Source organism: Anabaena sp. FACHB-83, assembly GCF_014697485.1.
In the GTDB taxonomy this organism is placed as follows: Bacteria; Cyanobacteriota; Cyanobacteriia; order Cyanobacteriales; family Nostocaceae; genus Nostoc_B.
In genome coordinates this window covers 211163-228326 of sequence record NZ_JACJRY010000004.1, presented here as the reverse complement: position 1 = coordinate 228326, position 17164 = coordinate 211163, and the positions used below count along the sequence as shown (strand labels likewise).

Genomic DNA, 17164 nt, shown 5'->3' with positions numbered 1-17164 from the left:
AAAAATAACTTATTCTTCTACAAAGACTAGTTTAACTCAATCTGTGTTTCTTGAGATGATAGTTAGTGCGATCGTTCTTTACTATTCAGCTTATAACCGTTCTACTCTTCAAAATCCAGCGCATCGGCTAAATCTAGAGGTTCTTCTAAATCTGAATCTCTTCCTTCTAGTTCCAATGTCAACTGTTGAGATATGGGTTCTAATTTAACATCTCCTTTTTTAGAGACATAATCCACCAGCTTCATCCAATCAATACGACCGTTACTCGTAAAATACTGCATAAATTCAAAAGTCATCTCATTGACTTTTGCATCCAAAGTAGACTTAAAAAGTTCATCCTTTTTCTTTGCCTCTTCTCCGATAGGCACAATCATCTCTTGATAAAGGTTGGGATTTTCTGAGATAAATTCCCAAAACTCTTGCCCCGCATATTTAAAATATGTTTTATCAGCATCTACATCTTTCTTCAAAGGATTACTATCTTTGCCATACATACAACCATTAACCGCAATTATATTGCTTGTAACACCTTGTTTGATTAAAAACTGTCTAGCTTTTTTAAAATTATCTTTCATCTTACTAATTTGGTCAGAATTACCCCAATTAGTACCAGATTTAATCCCTACAATATAATAATTTTCATCCCTGCTAAACTCTAAATCAATACTGTTGAGCTTTGATTTAAAACCACCGTACAAAGTTTCAGATATATGTATTGCAAAGCCTTCTAATAAATTGCCAAAGATGGTTTCTTCTTGTGAAGAAAGGAAGGCAGTAATTATACTATCAACAAAATCTTGGGCGCGTTCAATATTTTTCGCCTTGAATAAATAAGGGTTTTTTCGTTTCAGAACATCTTTGAGCTTTAATTTGCTCAACTTCTCAAATCTTTTGTCATAGAAAGGTGTAAGAACGTATCGAATCAAATAATCATGATAAATTTCAGAGTTTGCGCCAGCCACATTTAATTCCTCATGCTTTTGATTACTGTTATTTAAAATTTGATTATGAGAAACTGCCGTTTTAATATTCAGTTCTGCTAATTCACAATATTCTCTTTTAATTTCAATCCCTACATAATTTCTGCCTAGTTCTTTAGCAGCTACGCAAGATGTTCCTGAACCTGCAAAGGGGTCGAGTACTACATCATCTACATCAGTGAATAGCTTGATAAACCATGAGGGGAGAGTTTTAGGAAAAGCTGCACTATGATTTTTATTGCCACATTCAGTTGCTAAATGTAAAACATTTGTTGGATAGGCCATTTTCCGCTCTACCCAATTAGAAATATTTTTACCAAATCCACTGTCAACTTTAGAATTATCACGTCTTTTATCTGTCTCGCTCAAATTCTTGAGACGTGACTTTGCCCAATCTCCCATAGGAACCATGACAGATTCCTGATACATTTTAAATTTCTTTTGCTTGTTAAAGTGTAAACAACGCTCCCAGGAATCTCGAAAACGATTAGACCATTTGCCAGGATAACTATTTTTTTTATGCCATATATATTCTTCAGTCCATAACCATCCTTGCTGCTGCATTCCTAAAATTAAATTCAACACGTATGAATGTCTTTGACCATCAACAACTTTCTCTTTAATATTAAGAATGAATGAACCTTCTGGTTTGAGAACTCTTTTTAGTTCTAAAGCTCTTGCTAGAAACCAATTTGTATATTCATCGGGTGAAATTCCTCCATAGGTTTTTTTCCGACTATCAGCATAGGGAGGTGAAGTAATAATTAAATCAACGCTTGCAGAAGGAAGTTTTTGGAGTACTTCTAAACAATCACCAAGAATCAGCTTGTTTTTCCAGGCTTGTGGGTTATTCTGATCAATGAAATCCAACTCTTGAATAAGAGTTTCCTCAGATCCCAAGGTAATATTTAGTGCTGCTTCTGCCATTACCGAACCTATTAAAATGAAATCTTGCTTGACCAAAATATACTAAAGATAAGTATGCAGCACTCTATACTACCTCAAAAGATGTATAAAGCTATGTCAGTTTTTTGATGAACTCAGCTATTCTGGGTGATTAATTGCGTGTTGTACCAAGTTAGCTGTACATAAAGCTCCACTGCACGGCTATATTGCTATTTTAAGCCGTCCGATTACCACATCAAGCCCAGGCGATCGCTTGATTGCAACTACCGCAGTTTACCACCAGTTGACTTTAGCTACAGCCGATACCCAACAATTTAAGTTTGATTGTTATAGACGGAGTGCGATCGCAATATCTATACGTTTATATTTCTTCACTTTCTTAGTGTAGCGTTACAAAAAAACGTGCGAACATAACATTGGATCTAGCCATTTTGTGGAAACTCCTCTGTTTTACTTTGTTCAATCCTCCAATAGTAAAGCAGGAATTTGAGAAATATCCTTGTGGTTACGAGTTACCATTACGCCATTTCTTGAAAGAGCGATCATTAGTTATTACTCAATCAGGACTTACGCATAAGCTAAGGAAAATCGAACCACAGAGACGCAGAGTTCACGGAGGAATGAGAGTTGGGGGTTTTTTGCGTAAGTCCTATCAATGTAAACAAGCTTCCGGTCTAAATGGTAAGAGGTACGCCATGAGAAGGATCGCAACTCTTGAACTAAAAGTACGAGATGCGATCATGTAGTTATTTAGTTCACTTATCTCCGGCTTTTAATCCTAAGTAAGCGCCTAAAGCCATTTGTGTTAGGTCGAAAAGAAATGGACGCACAGTTGGGTCTATAAAAGCAAGTATGAGCGTCCCCGTGACCATAACTAGAACGGCAATTCCCAGGACGTTATCTCTGGTAAGTTTAAGTTGAAATTTTTGTTTTATCATTTTACCGTAGGTCTTTATGTGGGGAGATGGTTTTCCTGTACTCAGAGCCTACACAAAGTGATGAGTAAAACAAAGCAAAGTGTAAACCCTGATAGCGGTACCTTAGCAGCTTGAATTTTCCGCTAGGGTTACTGGTATTGCCATACAATAAAGTGAAGAATCTAGCCGCTTAAACAGGGGATTTATTTATGTCCCACCCAACACTTAGTAACCAAGAAGTCGCTCGACGTGGAAAGGAACTCTACGAAAAAAGTATCCGTGCCACAGTTGAGACACAAGAAAACATTGGCAAAATTATCTCGATTAATGTTGAAACGGGAGATTACGAAATCGGTGATGATTTAGTCGAAACGAGTCTGCGATTAAAATCCAAGCAACCCAATGCAGCACTTTGGGGAGAAAGAATTGGTTATGATGCCGTTTATGCAGTTGGTGGTACATTGCTCAGGACGGCACAGTGATACACGGAAATGTAGTTGGACTTCAGGCAAGAATGAGTTTGATTATTCTTCCCCCAGAAGGTTCAGGTGTAGAAATCGAATGCGTTATTGATACAGGGTTTGAAGGGTTCTTAACTTTGCCGCCTTCTGTAATTGCTACTCTTGGTTTGCCTTACCTCATAAATATCAACGCCAACCTAGCTAACAATTCCAGTGTGGAAACTGATGTTTATTTGGCAACAATTATATGGAATGGTGTAGAGCGTAATATTGCAGCACTAGCAATGGGTCGTCGTCCGCTCATTGGAACTGCTTTGCTGGAAGATTATCATCTTGGCATAGATTTTTGTGAAGGCGGTACGGTTCTGGTGGATGAAATTCTATAACTTGAAAGCATCTCTACCGGCACAACGAAAAATTCATCACCCGAAATAGCTGGGTTTTTGGAATATCGAACAGTTTATCTTTAATTAAAGAGAGACTATTTTGATAAACCATCCAGAAAACTAACTATGGCAAGCGGTGAAGTGTTTGATAGTGAAACAAAATACCCAGTTGCGCCAAGGGTCAATTTACCGACTATGTTTCGGCTTGGCTTGTTTCAAATGGGGTTGAGTATGATGTCTATCTTGACTCTGGGAGTACTCAACAGGGTGATGATTCAAGAAATAGCGATTCCGGCGACGTTGGTGGCGTTGGTGCTGGCTTTACCTGCGTTTGTGTCGCCTTCGCGGATTTGGTTTGGTCAGATATCGGATGCGAAGCCGTTGTGGGGTTATCACCGGACAGCTTATGTATGGGTGGGGGCGGCGATATTTGCGATCGCGGCTTTTTTAGCGGTACAAGTAATGTGGCAGTTAAATAATGCTGCGAGTATTTCTGGTGACGGCTGGACTTGGACAACTGACACTATCGGCTGGACTGCGCTGCTATCTTTAATTTTTGCAATTTACGGTTTGGCAATTTGCGCTAGTGGTACGGCTTTCGCGGCTTTATTGGTAGATGTGTCGGAAGAAGATAACCGTTCTAAAGTCGTGGGTGTGGTTTGGTCAATGCTGATGGTGGGAATCATCGTCGGCGCAATTATTAGTTCTAGCTTGCTCAGGCAATTAACCCCAGAAGCAACCCCAGAAACACTACAGGCATCAATCAACCGATTATTTACAATTGTGCCAGCAATTGTCTTTGGATTGGCGATCGCAGCCACATTCGGTGTTGAAAAAAAATATTCCCAATATTCCAGCCGTTCCACATTAGTCAACCGCGAAGACAGCATTACCCTAAATGCAGCGTGGAAAATCTTAACCGCAAGTCCCCAAACAGGTTTATTTTTCACCTTTTTGGTGGTGATGACACTGTGTTTGTTTATGCAAGACCCAATTTTAGAACCTTATGCGGGTCAGGTGTTTAAAATGCCTTTGGCGGAAAGCACCAAATTGAATATTTATTATGGTATGGGTTTGCTAGTTGCTTACGCTGTGGCTGGATTTTTGATTGTGCCACGTTTGGGTAAACGCCGCAGCGCCAGGTTAGGTTGTATGTTGGTGGCTTTATGTGCCGCATTATTGGGAATTTCGGGATTTACCGCCAATGTAGCTTTCTTAAAATTTGGGTTGGTGTTGTTTGGTTTAGCGACTGGTTTCTTAACTACAGCAGCAATTAGCTTGATGCTGGATTTAACCGCCGCCGAAGCCGCCGGGACGTTTATTGGTGCATGGGGACTGGCGCAGTCGATTTCTAGGGGTCTTGCCGTGGTGATTGGCGGTACACTTTTGGATATTGGTCGCAGAACTTTGCCCAGTTTGGAATTAGCTTATGGGCTGGTATTTGCCTTAGAAGCAGTGGGAATGGTACTTTCAATTGGATTCCTCAACCGCGTCAACATTACAGAATTTCAAACCAGTACCAAGCAAGCGATCGCATCTGTCTTAGAAAGCGATCTAGACTAATTTTAAAGTCTGAAGTGTGAAGTATGTAGACGCTTTTAGCGGCTTGCCGCAGGCTAGTCTGAAATGATCATTCCCACTTCCTACTCCCCACTCCCAACTCCCCACTCCCCACCATTGCAATGAATGATTTTTGGTTAACGGTGCTTGATTTTGCCCAGACTACAACTACCAGGGTGGGCAAACAACTGATGCAAGATTTTGGACAGGTGCAGGCTTTACAAAAAGCGGATGGTAGTTTGGTAACACGCGCCGATAAATGGGCAGATCAAGAAATTCGGGATGCGATCGCCGCTAATTTTTCTGGTTATGGTATTCTCAGCGAAGAATCTGACAAGACCTTTCCGGGGACAGAATGGTGTTGGGTAATTGATCCTTTAGATGGGACAACGAATTTTACCCGTGGTATTCCAATTTGGTCGATTTCTTTGGCTTTGCTGTATCAAGGTACGCCTGTTTTTGGGTATATCCACGTACCGCCATTAGGGCAAACTTTTCACGGTTTTTGGCAAGGTACATCTGGGTTAGCAACACCCACTGGCGCATTTCTCAACAATCATCCCATACATACCAGTGCGGATGCTCCCAGCAGTCATCACTTTTTTAACCTTTGTTCCCGCAGTACAGCCGTTATTCAACCAAAATTTCCCTGCAAAATTCGGATGTTGGGTGTGGCGAGTTATAACTTTCTCACCGTTGCGACTGGCGCAGTGTTGGGTGGAATTGAAGCGACACCAAAAGTTTGGGACTTAGCCGGCGCTTGGGTAATTGTGCAAGCGGCTGGTGGGAGTTGGAATTCTCTTAAATCAGAGCCATTTCCATTGATTACAGGAGAAGATTATAGCGATCGCTCTTATCCTACCCTAGTTCTCAGCCGTTCAGAATTGGCGATCGTTTTTGAACCATTTCTCAAAGAGTTGAAAATTTAAGATTCATCAAAACACTGATAGAACAAGCCTAGACCCACTTTTTGGGTTTAGGCTTTTTTGCTTGAACAGGACTTACACACAAATGAATGGGTATAGGGTGTAAGGATTTTGAATAATTACACCCCTACACCCTCACACCCTTATACCCATTCTTAACAAACAACTTTTTTGGGTAATTCCTATTTAATAATCCTGATTGGGTTGAAGACCTATTGAAACTTATAAGTTACATAATCTAACCCTGACTCAGTAATTAACCATAGGTGTATGTTATCCAATCTAGAGCTAATCCGTGAGTTCGTAGACCAAAGCATCCAAAAAAAAGACATTTTATTATCTAACCCAGCTTTAACAGCACAAACCGTCTATAAAACTAATCAACTCACAGCAAAGTCTCAAGGTGTAATTGCTACAGCCAATTTAAACCATCCAGCTTCGGAGTTTTTAGTTCAGCCAAATTCATCTTACTGGGAATCAATAAATCAGACATTATTAGATTATAGTTATCTGATTAAAGGCGAGATAGACAATCGCGGTTTTTATCATTATCAATATTGCGAAGTTCCCAAGGGCTATCAGATGCACTGTACTCAATCTGTATTGTTATGGCGTGCTTGGTGGAAATATCGTAAGCGAGTTTTAAGAAGTACTATTCCTTTAGATTTGCTTATTCAAAATCGTGATTCTTGGTATCCTATCCGAGATTTAATTATTAGTGATGGGTTACTTTATATCAAAACTTTAGGTAGCGAAATCGCCATTCATTCGGAAGATTTGATAATTTGGTTAAGTAAATTTGAAATTAATTTTTCTCAGGAAAAGACTGAATTTGCTCAGATTGATAAAAATTTGGCAATGCAGAGTTAAACACAAAGTAATTAGAACAGTCTCAACACCTCCCTTGTCCCCCTTGTCCCCCTTGTCCCCCTTGTCCTCCTTGTCCCTCTCATCCCCTTCCCCAATAAGACTGCTATACTAATCACCGGTGAGTACAGTATCTACCAGTAAAGTAGTATGAAAGGACTCTGGCTTGAAAACCAACAACTGCAACTACGCACAGATATTCCAGTTCCAGAACCGCAATTAGGGGAAGCGTTGGTACGTGTTTTGCGGGCGGGAATTTGTAATACTGACCTGGAATTGCAGCGTGGTTACTATCCATATACTGGGATTTTGGGACATGAATTTGTTGGTGTTGTGGAACAAGGCCCAGAGAACTTAATTAATCAACGGGTAGTAGGCGAAATTAACGCCGCCTGTGGTCATTGTCGCTTCTGTCTTCGAGGACAGCCGACGCACTGCGAAAATCGTACAGTACTGGGTATTGTGAACCGTCACGGGGCTTTTGCAGATTATCTGTGTTTACCTGTAAAAAACTTACATCTTGTACCGGATAATGTACCTACAGATGTTGCAACTTTTACTGAGCCTCTAGCAGCCGCTTTGGAAATTCAACAGCAAGTGGTTGTTTGTCCCGATGACCGCGTGTTAGTGGTAGGCGATGGTAAACTTGGTCAACTGGTAGCGCAAACACTGGCGTTAACTAACTGTGATTTGTTGGTGGTGGGTCGTCATCTTGAAAAACTGGCGAACTTAGCCGCGAGAGGAATTAAAACGGGTTTAGTTGATGCAGTTAAAGATAAAGCTTTTGATATTTCTGTAGATTGTACAGGTAATCCCGAAGGATTTGCGATCGCTCGTCGTGCTTTACGTCCCCGTGGTACCCTAGTCATGAAAAGTACCTACGCAGGCAACCTCAGTTTAGATGCGTCGTCTTTGGTGGTAGACGAAATCACCCTCATCGGTTCCCGTTGCGGCCCATTCCCGGCGGCACTAGAATTATTAGCAGCAGAAAAAGTTGACGTAAAACCTTTAATTCACGCCCATTATCCCCTGACAGAAGGTCTTACAGCTTTTGCAGCAGCACAACGTCGGGGCGTGTTAAAAGTGTTGTTGGAAATTAGTAAAGTATGAAGTGTGAAGTATGAAGTATGAAATTGAGAACACCCTCATACCCATAAACCCCTACACCCCCACACCCTAATATAAATAAGGATTTGTCTTTGCTTGATAGTCCATACAGTTGATTGCATCTTCTGTATTGGCGACAGAAGGGTGTACAGTACACTTGAGGCGATAGTCATCGGTAAAAAACTGGCACCCAGGACAGGGAATTTGGTGCATTTGTTTGGCTGTGGCGACACTATCTCGTGCTGTACTCCACAAACTCCACGCCACGAGAATCATTAAACCCCATGCTACAACAAAACAAATAGGTACTAAAAATTTTTGCATCCCGTGAATGAGAAATATAATCGCTTCCAACACGGCTATTCCTGAATAAAAATCAACGCTTAAAAGTTATGTTACCGCAGTGCTTAGGGTCGAGTGCTAAGTCATAAGTAATATTTAGCCTTATTTCAAGTACTGTGAGTTAGCACATTTTAGAATAAATTTTGACTCAAAAACCAAACGCCAGAAATCCGCCATCAACAGCAATACATTGTCCTGTAATGTAAGATGCGGCGGGCATACAGAGAAAAGCCGTAATACTTGCGACTTCTTCGGGTTGACCTACACGCTTCATTGGGGTACGAGAAAGGACTGCATTTAAAGTTTCAGGATTTTCCAGTAGAGGTTCCGTGAGAGGAGTTTGAATAAACCAGGGTGCGATCGCATTAACACGAATGTGATCACTTGCCCATTCTACAGCCAGCGATCGCGTTAACTGCACAAGTGCGGCTTTAGTCATGCCATAAGGTGCGCCAGTGCGAACACAAATCAGTCCAGCCACAGAACTGATGTTGACAATACTGCTGTTTTCACTTGTTTTTAGTAAGGGATAAAACAGTCGAGAAAGTTCAAATATAGAAGTGAGATTAATTTGAAATATCGTCGCAAATTCTTCTGGTGTGTAATCAATTGCTGATTTGCGAATATTTGTGCCGACGTTATTCACCAAAATATCAAGTGTTCCAAAGGTCTTACTAACGTACTCCTGCATTATTTGACGACCTTCAGAAGTTGCCACATCGGCTGCAACTCCATAAACTTTTCCCAGAGAATGCCAATTATTCATCTGTTGCTCAATTGTTTCAGCATTGCGAGCCACAATTATTACTTCTGCACCTAAAGCCAAAAACTCTTGAGCAATTGCTAAACCAATTCCTTTTGTGGCTCCGGTAATTAAAGCTTTACGTCCAGCTAATGTCCAGCGTTCACGAACTGACTGGTGAATCAAGTTTTCCACTGTAGTATTCCTTGTTGCCTTTAGATGTTTCTAGACAGATGAATTATGACTATTTAATCCATCTGTCAAGTATTGAAATTATTTATGTATTGCGAAGATCGGTTGCGGTGATGCCTTCTAGTGCCAAACCATAACCAATGCCTTCATTAACCAAGCGTTTCAGCCTTTGAGTCAAAGCCACACGGGTGTATCTTAGATTTAATGTGGGCTGTTTGGCGAGTTTTCTGGCAATTTCCCACGCCCGTTCCATCAGCTTGTCTTGGGGTAATATTTCATTGACAACATTAAGTTCATAAGCTTGTTTTGCTGTCAGTGTTTCTTGAGTCAGTAAAAAGTAGCGTCCGCGAGAAAGACCGAGTGCCAAAGGCCAGAGGATATGCACACCGTCACCGGGTACAATACCTGCATTTAAATGTGGCATATCTTGAAATACAGCGTTTTCAGATGCCAGAATAATGTCAGTTGTGAGAATATACTCACTGTGGAGTAATGCTGCACCATTAACGGCGGAGATCACTGGGACTTCGATATCCAAGAGGTTTTGTAGTACTTTTTTACCTTCCCAATAAGTTTTATCCCACTCACGAGGATTAGTGACATCTCCTAAACTGGCAAAATCGATTTCAGCCATCCAAGCATCGCCAGTACCTGTGAGGATGACAACACGATTATCTCTATCTCGGCTGATGTCATAAAAGGCATCGGGAAATTCTCGGTGAGTTTTGCCAGTGAAAATTAGCGAACCGCCGTTGGTGTGCATTCTTACTTCGAGAATGCCATTTTCATCTCGGTAGAAATGCAAGTTCTCGTACTTAGTGAAATACTCAGGTTGATTCAAAGTCATAATCTGTTTGGTGTTGGCATAGCTGTAAATATCCGCAGTTCAATCTATGCTTTTGACACCAGGAATTATTTGATTGAAATCAAGTCTGAGATAATTCTTTATTGTGTGTAATTTTTAGAGTTAGTTGGAAGCAATTTTTGATGTAAGGTAATTTGCCGTTTTTTGCGGGTAATTACACCGTCTTTTTGAAGTTGACTCAAGACGCGAGAAAATGCTTCCTGACTCAACCCCATATCTTCAGCAATTTCCTTCAAAGGTTTTTCTAAATTGACTGTGTTTCCATGTGGATGGATGGCAATTTCTAAATAATGAAGTACTCGCTCCCGCGCCGAGCGAATACTCCGTAGTTCTAGCAAAACTTTTACTTGATGAAATCTTCGTGCCAACTGTGCTACGAGGACTTCTGATAAATCTGGATATTGGCGCAAAGTTGCCAGAAAAGCTGGCTTAGGAAAAGTCGCAATCCGAGATGGAGCATCTGCGATCGCAGTACAATCATAAAATTCACTGAACAAGGCCGCTTCCGCAAAACTCTCTCCAGTTCTCACCTCATAATGCTTGATAGATTGACCCGCACTAGTATAGTGCATCAGTCGAATCTGCCCAGATATGACAACAAAAATGGCTGTAGTCAAATCACCTTGATGAAAAAGAATCTGTCCAGCAGTTAAATTTTCATAGGTGATAGCCATTTTTATTCTGATACTGTCTGGAAGTTGGTCAATGTTCAAAAAATTGATCATTTCCTTGACAAACAGATAAAAACGTGTATTACAACCATTGAGATGACCTCGGATTCCGCACTTTTCTAAACTCCAGCGTGACCTAATGCTAAACCAACCACCAGCATTCCCAGCACGAGGAATGGTTGGGCGCTGGCTTGGTATTTCACGTCATTCTTTAAGGGGTCACGCAAAAAGTACATATCCTGGAAAGTGATTTGGGGAATGATTAACAACACCAAGATGGCGGCGTATAAATTCTCATGGATACTGACGAGATAAGCAGCCATAAAGCCTTGGAATAAGTCAATCATCAAAACACAAATCCAGGCGGCGGTGGTGACACCAAACATAACTGGTAGTGATTTTAATCCTAATTGGCGATCGCCTTCGACACTCTTGAAGTCGTTGACAATAGCAATGCCCAACCCAGCCAAGCTGTAAATTAAGGTGAGAACCAAAACTTGCCAATTCAGTTCACCAAACAAAGCATGACCAGCCCACCAAGGTAAAGCAATGTAACTTGCACCTAAAGCATAGTTACCCAGCCAACCATTTTGCTTCAGTTTCAGAGGAGGGGCAGAGTAAATATAAGAAATAAATGAGCCGAAAATTGCCAGTGCTGCAACGGTTGGAAATTCATGACCCGCCCAGATATCCAGCACGTATGCCAAACCAATCCCCGATACTAACAATAGTAAAATCTGGGTTACTACCTGGGGTACAGAAATTGCGCCGGAAGGGATGGGACGGTAAGGTTCATTAATGGCATCAATTTCGCGGTCATAAAAATCATTCATGGTTTGGGTGTAACCAGCCAGCAGCGGCCCCGACAGTAACATACAAGCTGCGGCTTTCAAGACATTTTCTAGAGTCCAGGTATAGTTACCAGAGGAAGCTGCACCGCAAACCACACCCCAAATTAAAGGAATCCAGGTAATTGGCTTCATCAATTGCAGGCGAATTTTCCAAATGGAAGTTTCTCCTGGCGCTGCGCCTTTCATTCCTAGTAGCTGACGAGTTTTGGCAGTGCGTTCGTTTGTGGCTACTGTTCCTGCTTCACTAGAACTATCTATTACTGAGTCTACCGCCTCAGCCGGATTGGAATTGGGGGGTACGGGAGTTGATTCAGTCATAAGATTATGTATGGGAAAGTATGAAGTATGAAGGATGAAATTTGATAGCGATAACATCAACAGATAATCAAAATCAGATAGAAAAAGGCTTTTAAGCCCATAACCTGTCACCTGTCACCTGTCACCTGTAACCTGCTATCCACTTCATCCTTCATCCTGGTTTAAAAAGAAATAATCAAATAATTATTTTGGAATTTTGCGCCAGTTACAGGTCTACCAGTCAAGGCTGGTGGTAAGAAGATGTTCCGCCGTTGGTCGCCGGCTTCTACTGTGACTTCTGGCCCTACCTGGGTAAGTTTTACCTGTTTTTTATCAAATCCAGGCAAAAATAAGCGTACCTGACGGTTATGGACATCGATTTCGATGGGCTTGGGTACTTGGCTGGCTTGTGCTGCAAAGTTGGGTAAGGCATCTACTAGGGGTTGCCAGTTACCTTGGGTCACATCCGGCACAACATTTACAGATAGCGGTGCAAAATCCGCCGTTAAATCTGCTGTTGTCTGGTCAGCAATTTGGATAACTCCACCTACCGTCAGACCAACTTGTTGTGCGCTTCCCCACAAATAACGAGCAACTGCCACTTCTATGGGGTCATTGGTTGTTACCAAAAAGGCTGCAACTCTTTTGGGGTCAGCCAAAGCCGCTTTACCCTTGTCTAAGAAATCGTTGACTTGGTTGGTGGGTTGAGCAAAGTTATCTGCTGTCCAATTGACGTTGAAAAAACTGGTAATTAGTGGTTGTATTAATGGCGATTCAGAAATTGTCTTGCCTAAATCGGAATTGACAAACAACTGTCGAAATCGCCGCACATACCAACTGAGAGATTCTGGCAAACCCAACAGCCGCAAAGTAAAAGAATCACCAGTGCCATCGTAAATAATTGCATCATATTTGCCACTGGCATCATATTCACGGATAGCATTTAAGGCGAGGGCGCTGTCCATTCCTGGCAATGCCACCAGTTCTTGACCGTAAACCTCTTTAAAAATGGGTGTACGGAGGTATTGTGCCTCTAGTTTTTTAAGTTCTTCCCAATTGCGTTCTAAAAGTACAGATGCAGACAACTGTACTGCTTGCAAATTAGGAGCAATTTCTTGAGGGTCAGCCGAGAGTGTAGTTTCTAAGAGGATAGGTAAAACTGGTTCTGCCAGTCCTGCTAGAAGTACACGTTTACCTTGACTTGCCAATAGTTTAGCTGCGGCGATCGCTACTTTGCTACGTGCGATGCCGCCTTTGCCCAAAAATGTCAATATTAGGGACATTTCGTGATTTCCAATTACCGCCTGTTGTTTCCACTCCAACTTAGCATTAGGCAAATACTCTTAGCTTCCGCATTGAGTTTGTCCTAGCTACACAGGTTTGATTTCGTCTTCAAAAAACCAAGTGGCGCTATTATCTTCAAACTTCACTACTATACCAACGCCGCTACCATCAGTCATTTTGTAGCCTTCGATAACGCCGACTTTACCAAGTTTTTGAGCAATTGAGCTAGATACGCGATCGCGTAGACGATACACCTTAACCTTTTGTCCGATTTCCATGCTGCCTGATTACAATGCAATAAACCAAGTCTCAGTTTAGCGGAATCTGGGACTTATCTGTCACTTCGTTCCACTCCAAATTAAAATTAAATCAACACGCAATCAGGTATAAAACCATGTTTGTCACAGCGCAACAGCTAGAACAACAAATGCCCGATGCAACTCGGTTGTTGAGTGATGAGCCGGAAATGGAAACTTCGTTGCATTATGCACAGCTATTACTGTTAGTTACTTGTTTAGAATGGCTGTGGCGTGACCAAAATGACTATTTTATTGGTGCAAACCTGACAATATACTTTAGTCGTCAGCAATTACGAAATCGAGATTTTCGTGGCCCAGACTTTTTTTTAGTGAAGGATACAGAAAAGCGCCCCCGCAATTCTTGGGTAGTTTGGGAAGAAGACGGTCGTTATCCTGATTTGATTATTGAATTACTCTCGGAAAGCACAGCTAACATTGATCGGAATTTAAAGAAAAGTCTCTATGAAAACCGATTTCACACACCTGAGTATTTTTGGTTTTCACCCGAAAGTCTAGAATTTGCTGGTTTTGAGTTGATTGGCAATAAATATCAACAAATCGCGCCTGATGGGCGTGGCTGGTGTTGGAGTGAGGTACTTGGTCTGTATTTAGGTGTAGAAAATGCTAAACTCCGTTACTTTACTCCTGAAGGGGACTTAGTGCCAACACCAGAAGAGGCGGCGCTAAACCTGCAACAGCAAGCAATTGCAGCATATCAACAAGCAGTCGAGGCACAGCAACAAGCAGTCGAGGCACAGCAACAAGCAGTCGAGGCACAGCAACAAGCAGTCGAGGCACAGCAACAAGCAGTTGAGGCACAGCAACAAGCAGTCGAGGTACAGCAGCAGTTATCTGATACTGAATTAAGATTGCAACAAGAACAGGAGCGATCGCAACGCTTGGCAGAATATTTGCGTTCTCTGGGTGTTGACCCAGACACTATGACTGGAGGTAGCAGCAATGTATCAAACCGACCCGCCCCGTCCGCCACAAGGAACCATGCCAACAATGTATGATTTACCCAGTGAATTAATTGGGGAATCAGGGTTGCCAGACGAATTTCATTGTATGCAAGCAGATTTACTAACTGAAACTTGTCAACCTGCTAACTATTCATCAGCAGAAATTTTACTGGCGAGTGACTTAAACCTTTACTATGACCCCCGCCATCCATTGTGGTACAAACGTCCTGATTGGTACATGGTTTTAGGAGTACCGACAGCAGAACAACAGCAAGAATTACGTTTAAGTTACGTTATATGGCAAGAGGGTGTTGCACCATATTTAGTAGTTGAATTACTTTCCCCAGGTACAGAACAAGAAGATTTGGGACAAACACTGCGGGAAGCCAACAAACCCCCGACTAAATGGGAAGTTTATGAGCGAATGTTGCGCGTTCCTTATTATGTTGTCTATGACCGCTACGAAAACAATTTGCGGGTTTTTCAGCTTAATGGTGCTGGTTATAAGTCAATGGCTTTAACAGATAATCAATTTTGGTTGAAAGAGTTAGATTTAGGCTTGGGTCTTTGGCAAGGTACTTATCAACAGACAACGGGTTTATGGTTACGCTGGTATAACACCGCAGGTTGGATACCCACGCTAAAAGAACAAGCCCAACAAGAACGCCAACGGGCTGAACAAGAACGCCAAAGAGCCGAACAAGAACGTCAACGGGCTGATAAACTGGCAGAGTATTTAAGAGCGCAAGGAATTGACCCAGATAATTTAAGTTAAGCTGGTGATTCTCGCTTCCAGGCTGAGAATATGGCATTTTTATCTAAAAATATGGTTGCTGATGACGATGAGGGATTAATTGTCTTTCAAAAAGAATGATACAGTCAATTGCAGTTTTGCCCCTCTTATAGTATAAAGTTCGCTAATAACTCTCCCGTAGTGTGTGGTGGTCTGGGAAAATGACAACTGTGTTGAAAGATGATGCAAAGTGGTTACAGGCAAAACGCTACTGGGAATTACTCCATGTATTGGTTAAGCGAAATCTGAAAGTTCGTTATCGAGGCTCTTTTTTAGGAGTGTATTGGTCGCTATTAAACCCACTCATTATGACAGGGTTATATACTGCCATTTTTGGTGCTGCTTTTGCCTCTTATTACAACAACTCAATACTCAACTATGTTTTAGCTGCGTTTACGGGGCTGATTGTAGTTAACTTTTTTTCAGCATCGACATCCCAGGCTTTAAGTAGTGTAGTTGCAAATGGCGCTTTGCTGAATAAAATTCGTTTACCCGTCAGCATCTTTCCAGTGTCCATGATTGCTGCTAATATATTGCAATTTACAATGGGGGCTTTGCCTTTACTAGCATTAATCACTTTAATTTATTCCAAGAATTTGGTGAATGTCCTCGCACTACTGTTTCCATTTCTGTCGCTTGTGTTAGTCTGTACGGGAATTGGCTTTTTAGTCAGTGCGCTGTATGTCTTTTTCAGAGACTTACCCTATTTTTATGAATTAGTTACATTCGTTTTTTGGATGAGTAGTCCTGTTTTTTATCCAGCAGCTATTGTTCCCAAACAAGTTAAGCCATTTTTAGCATTGAATCCCTTTTCACCAATCATTGAAAGTTTACGGCAAATTACCCTATCAGGCAACTTTCCCGATTTAAATTTAATTTGGGGTGCTTTACTTAGTGGCATAATTATTTTGACACTAGGATGGGCGTGTTTCCAAATGTTACGCAATCAATTTATGGATTTGTTATAAGTAGATGGAAGTAATTCGTCTAGATCAAGTTTCGCTTTGGCGACGGACACAAGAAGAGTTTTCTTACGACCTCAAGAAAACTCTGTTATCTGTTTTGGAAGGCAAATACCGTCAGCCAGCCAAAAAACTGGTACTAGACAAAATCGATTTGGTTGTTGACCAAGGAGAAAAAATAGGAATTATCGGAGCGAATGGCTCTGGTAAGTCAACAATGCTAAAAATAATTTGTGGAATTTTGCAACCCACATTTGGTACTGTTAGAGTGCGTGGAAAAATTGCACCCTTAATTGAATTAGGCGCAGGATTTGACCCAGATATTTCTGTAATGGATAATATTAGTCTTTATGGTGTACTGCTGGGTTTTTCTAGAGCCGAAATGAAAGAGCGAACTGGTTCAATTTTAGAATTTGCAGAATTGCACGACTATGCTTTAGCTCCGGTGAAAAGTTTATCATCGGGTATGGTTGCAAGACTGGGATTTGCCATTGCCACAGATGTACAACCAGATATATTGATTCTTGACGAGGTTTTGTCTGTAGGTGACGAAAGTTTTAGAAATAAAAGTCAACAGAGAATTAATAACTTCTGGGATGGTAATGCCACTATTTTGGTAGTATCCCATGATTTAAGTTTTATTAAAAATTCCTGTCAACGAGCTATCTGGTTGAATAAAGGACAAGTTAAATTTTTGGGTAGTGCTGACGAAACAGTAGAGTGTTATTTGCAATCAGTAAAAATAGCAAGTGAGTAGATTTAATAGGGTTTCAGCTATAGCTATAATCTTAGAC

19 protein-coding genes are annotated in these 17164 nt (G+C 41.4%); 10 read left to right on the top strand and 9 right to left on the bottom strand.

The features are described 5' to 3' along the window. Nucleotides 1-101: 101 nt before the first annotated feature. On the bottom strand, nt 102-1907 hold the full coding sequence (locus H6G79_RS06975; RefSeq protein WP_190590436.1) for a PmeII family type II restriction endonuclease: 1806 nt from the start codon (nt 1905-1907) through the stop codon (nt 102-104). Nucleotides 1908-2641: 734 nt separating this feature from the next. Continuing rightward, entirely contained in the window at nt 2642-2824 is a 183-nt protein-coding gene (locus H6G79_RS06970) for a hypothetical protein (RefSeq protein WP_190590437.1), read from the bottom strand. A 188-nt stretch (nt 2825-3012) separates the two neighbouring features. Between H6G79_RS06970 and H6G79_RS06965 the strand changes: the two genes are divergently transcribed. The 6 genes from H6G79_RS06965 to H6G79_RS06940 all read left to right on the top strand — a co-directional run bounded on the left by H6G79_RS06965 (nt 3013) and on the right by H6G79_RS06940 (nt 8113). Continuing rightward, nucleotides 3013-3285, top strand: coding sequence for a hypothetical protein (locus H6G79_RS06965; RefSeq protein ID WP_190590438.1), 273 nt, complete (start codon nt 3013-3015; stop codon nt 3283-3285). A gap of 32 nt (nt 3286-3317) precedes the next feature. Further along, on the top strand, nt 3318-3650 hold the full coding sequence (locus tag H6G79_RS06960; protein ID WP_199333979.1) for a clan AA aspartic protease: 333 nt from the start codon (nt 3318-3320) through the stop codon (nt 3648-3650). A gap of 126 nt (nt 3651-3776) precedes the next feature. Next, nucleotides 3777-5213, top strand: coding sequence for a BCD family MFS transporter (locus H6G79_RS06955; protein WP_190590440.1), 1437 nt, complete (start codon nt 3777-3779; stop codon nt 5211-5213). A gap of 119 nt (nt 5214-5332) precedes the next feature. Continuing rightward, entirely contained in the window at nt 5333-6139 is an 807-nt protein-coding gene (locus tag H6G79_RS06950; RefSeq protein WP_190590441.1) for an inositol monophosphatase family protein, read from the top strand. A gap of 267 nt (nt 6140-6406) precedes the next feature. Then, the gene (locus H6G79_RS06945) at nt 6407-7006 is read left to right on the top strand and encodes a hypothetical protein (protein ID WP_190590442.1); all 600 of its coding nucleotides are present in this window, start codon (nt 6407-6409) and stop codon (nt 7004-7006) included. A 147-nt stretch (nt 7007-7153) separates the two neighbouring features. Next, the gene (locus H6G79_RS06940; protein ID WP_190590443.1) at nt 7154-8113 is read left to right on the top strand and encodes an alcohol dehydrogenase catalytic domain-containing protein; all 960 of its coding nucleotides are present in this window, start codon (nt 7154-7156) and stop codon (nt 8111-8113) included. Nucleotides 8114-8179: 66 nt separating this feature from the next. On the opposite strand, the gene H6G79_RS06935 is transcribed toward H6G79_RS06940, so the two are convergent. From H6G79_RS06935 to H6G79_RS06905, 7 genes are all read right to left on the bottom strand, one after another. Further along, a complete protein-coding gene (locus H6G79_RS06935; protein WP_190590444.1) occupies nt 8180-8467 on the bottom strand; it encodes a hypothetical protein in 288 nt (95 codons plus the stop codon). Nucleotides 8468-8600: 133 nt separating this feature from the next. Beyond that, nucleotides 8601-9389, bottom strand: a complete 789-nt coding sequence (locus H6G79_RS06930; protein ID WP_190590445.1) for an SDR family oxidoreductase — start codon at nt 9387-9389, stop codon at nt 8601-8603. Nucleotides 9390-9471: 82 nt separating this feature from the next. Next, the gene (locus H6G79_RS06925; protein WP_190590446.1) at nt 9472-10233 is read right to left on the bottom strand and encodes an enoyl-CoA hydratase/isomerase family protein; all 762 of its coding nucleotides are present in this window, start codon (nt 10231-10233) and stop codon (nt 9472-9474) included. Nucleotides 10234-10331: 98 nt separating this feature from the next. After that, entirely contained in the window at nt 10332-10925 is a 594-nt protein-coding gene (locus H6G79_RS06920) for a Crp/Fnr family transcriptional regulator (RefSeq protein WP_242048218.1), read from the bottom strand. Nucleotides 10926-11041: 116 nt separating this feature from the next. Next, on the bottom strand, nt 11042-12091 hold the full coding sequence (chlG, locus tag H6G79_RS06915) for a chlorophyll synthase ChlG (RefSeq protein WP_190590448.1): 1050 nt from the start codon (nt 12089-12091) through the stop codon (nt 11042-11044). Between the two features lie 161 nt (nt 12092-12252). Continuing rightward, the gene (locus H6G79_RS06910) at nt 12253-13353 is read right to left on the bottom strand and encodes an ArsA family ATPase (RefSeq protein WP_190590449.1); all 1101 of its coding nucleotides are present in this window, start codon (nt 13351-13353) and stop codon (nt 12253-12255) included. A gap of 87 nt (nt 13354-13440) precedes the next feature. Beyond that, a complete protein-coding gene (locus tag H6G79_RS06905; protein WP_190590450.1) occupies nt 13441-13632 on the bottom strand; it encodes a DUF2862 domain-containing protein in 192 nt (63 codons plus the stop codon). 116 nt (nt 13633-13748) lie between these two features. Here H6G79_RS06905 and H6G79_RS06900 point away from each other — a divergent pair, with 116 nt between their 5' ends. The 4 genes from H6G79_RS06900 to H6G79_RS06885 all read left to right on the top strand — a co-directional run bounded on the left by H6G79_RS06900 (nt 13749) and on the right by H6G79_RS06885 (nt 17127). After that, nucleotides 13749-14669 carry a Uma2 family endonuclease gene (locus tag H6G79_RS06900; RefSeq protein ID WP_190590451.1) on the top strand — a complete coding sequence of 307 codons (921 nt, stop codon included), beginning with the start codon at nt 13749-13751 and terminating at the stop codon, nt 14667-14669. After that, the gene (locus H6G79_RS06895) at nt 14614-15390 is read left to right on the top strand and encodes a Uma2 family endonuclease (protein ID WP_190590452.1); all 777 of its coding nucleotides are present in this window, start codon (nt 14614-14616) and stop codon (nt 15388-15390) included. Before H6G79_RS06900 ends, H6G79_RS06895 begins: the two co-directional genes overlap by 56 nt. Nucleotides 15391-15569: 179 nt before the next feature. Beyond that, entirely contained in the window at nt 15570-16376 is an 807-nt protein-coding gene (locus tag H6G79_RS06890) for an ABC transporter permease (RefSeq protein ID WP_190590453.1), read from the top strand. Between the two features lie 4 nt (nt 16377-16380). Then, entirely contained in the window at nt 16381-17127 is a 747-nt protein-coding gene (locus H6G79_RS06885; RefSeq protein ID WP_190590454.1) for an ABC transporter ATP-binding protein, read from the top strand. Nucleotides 17128-17164 lie beyond the last annotated feature (37 nt).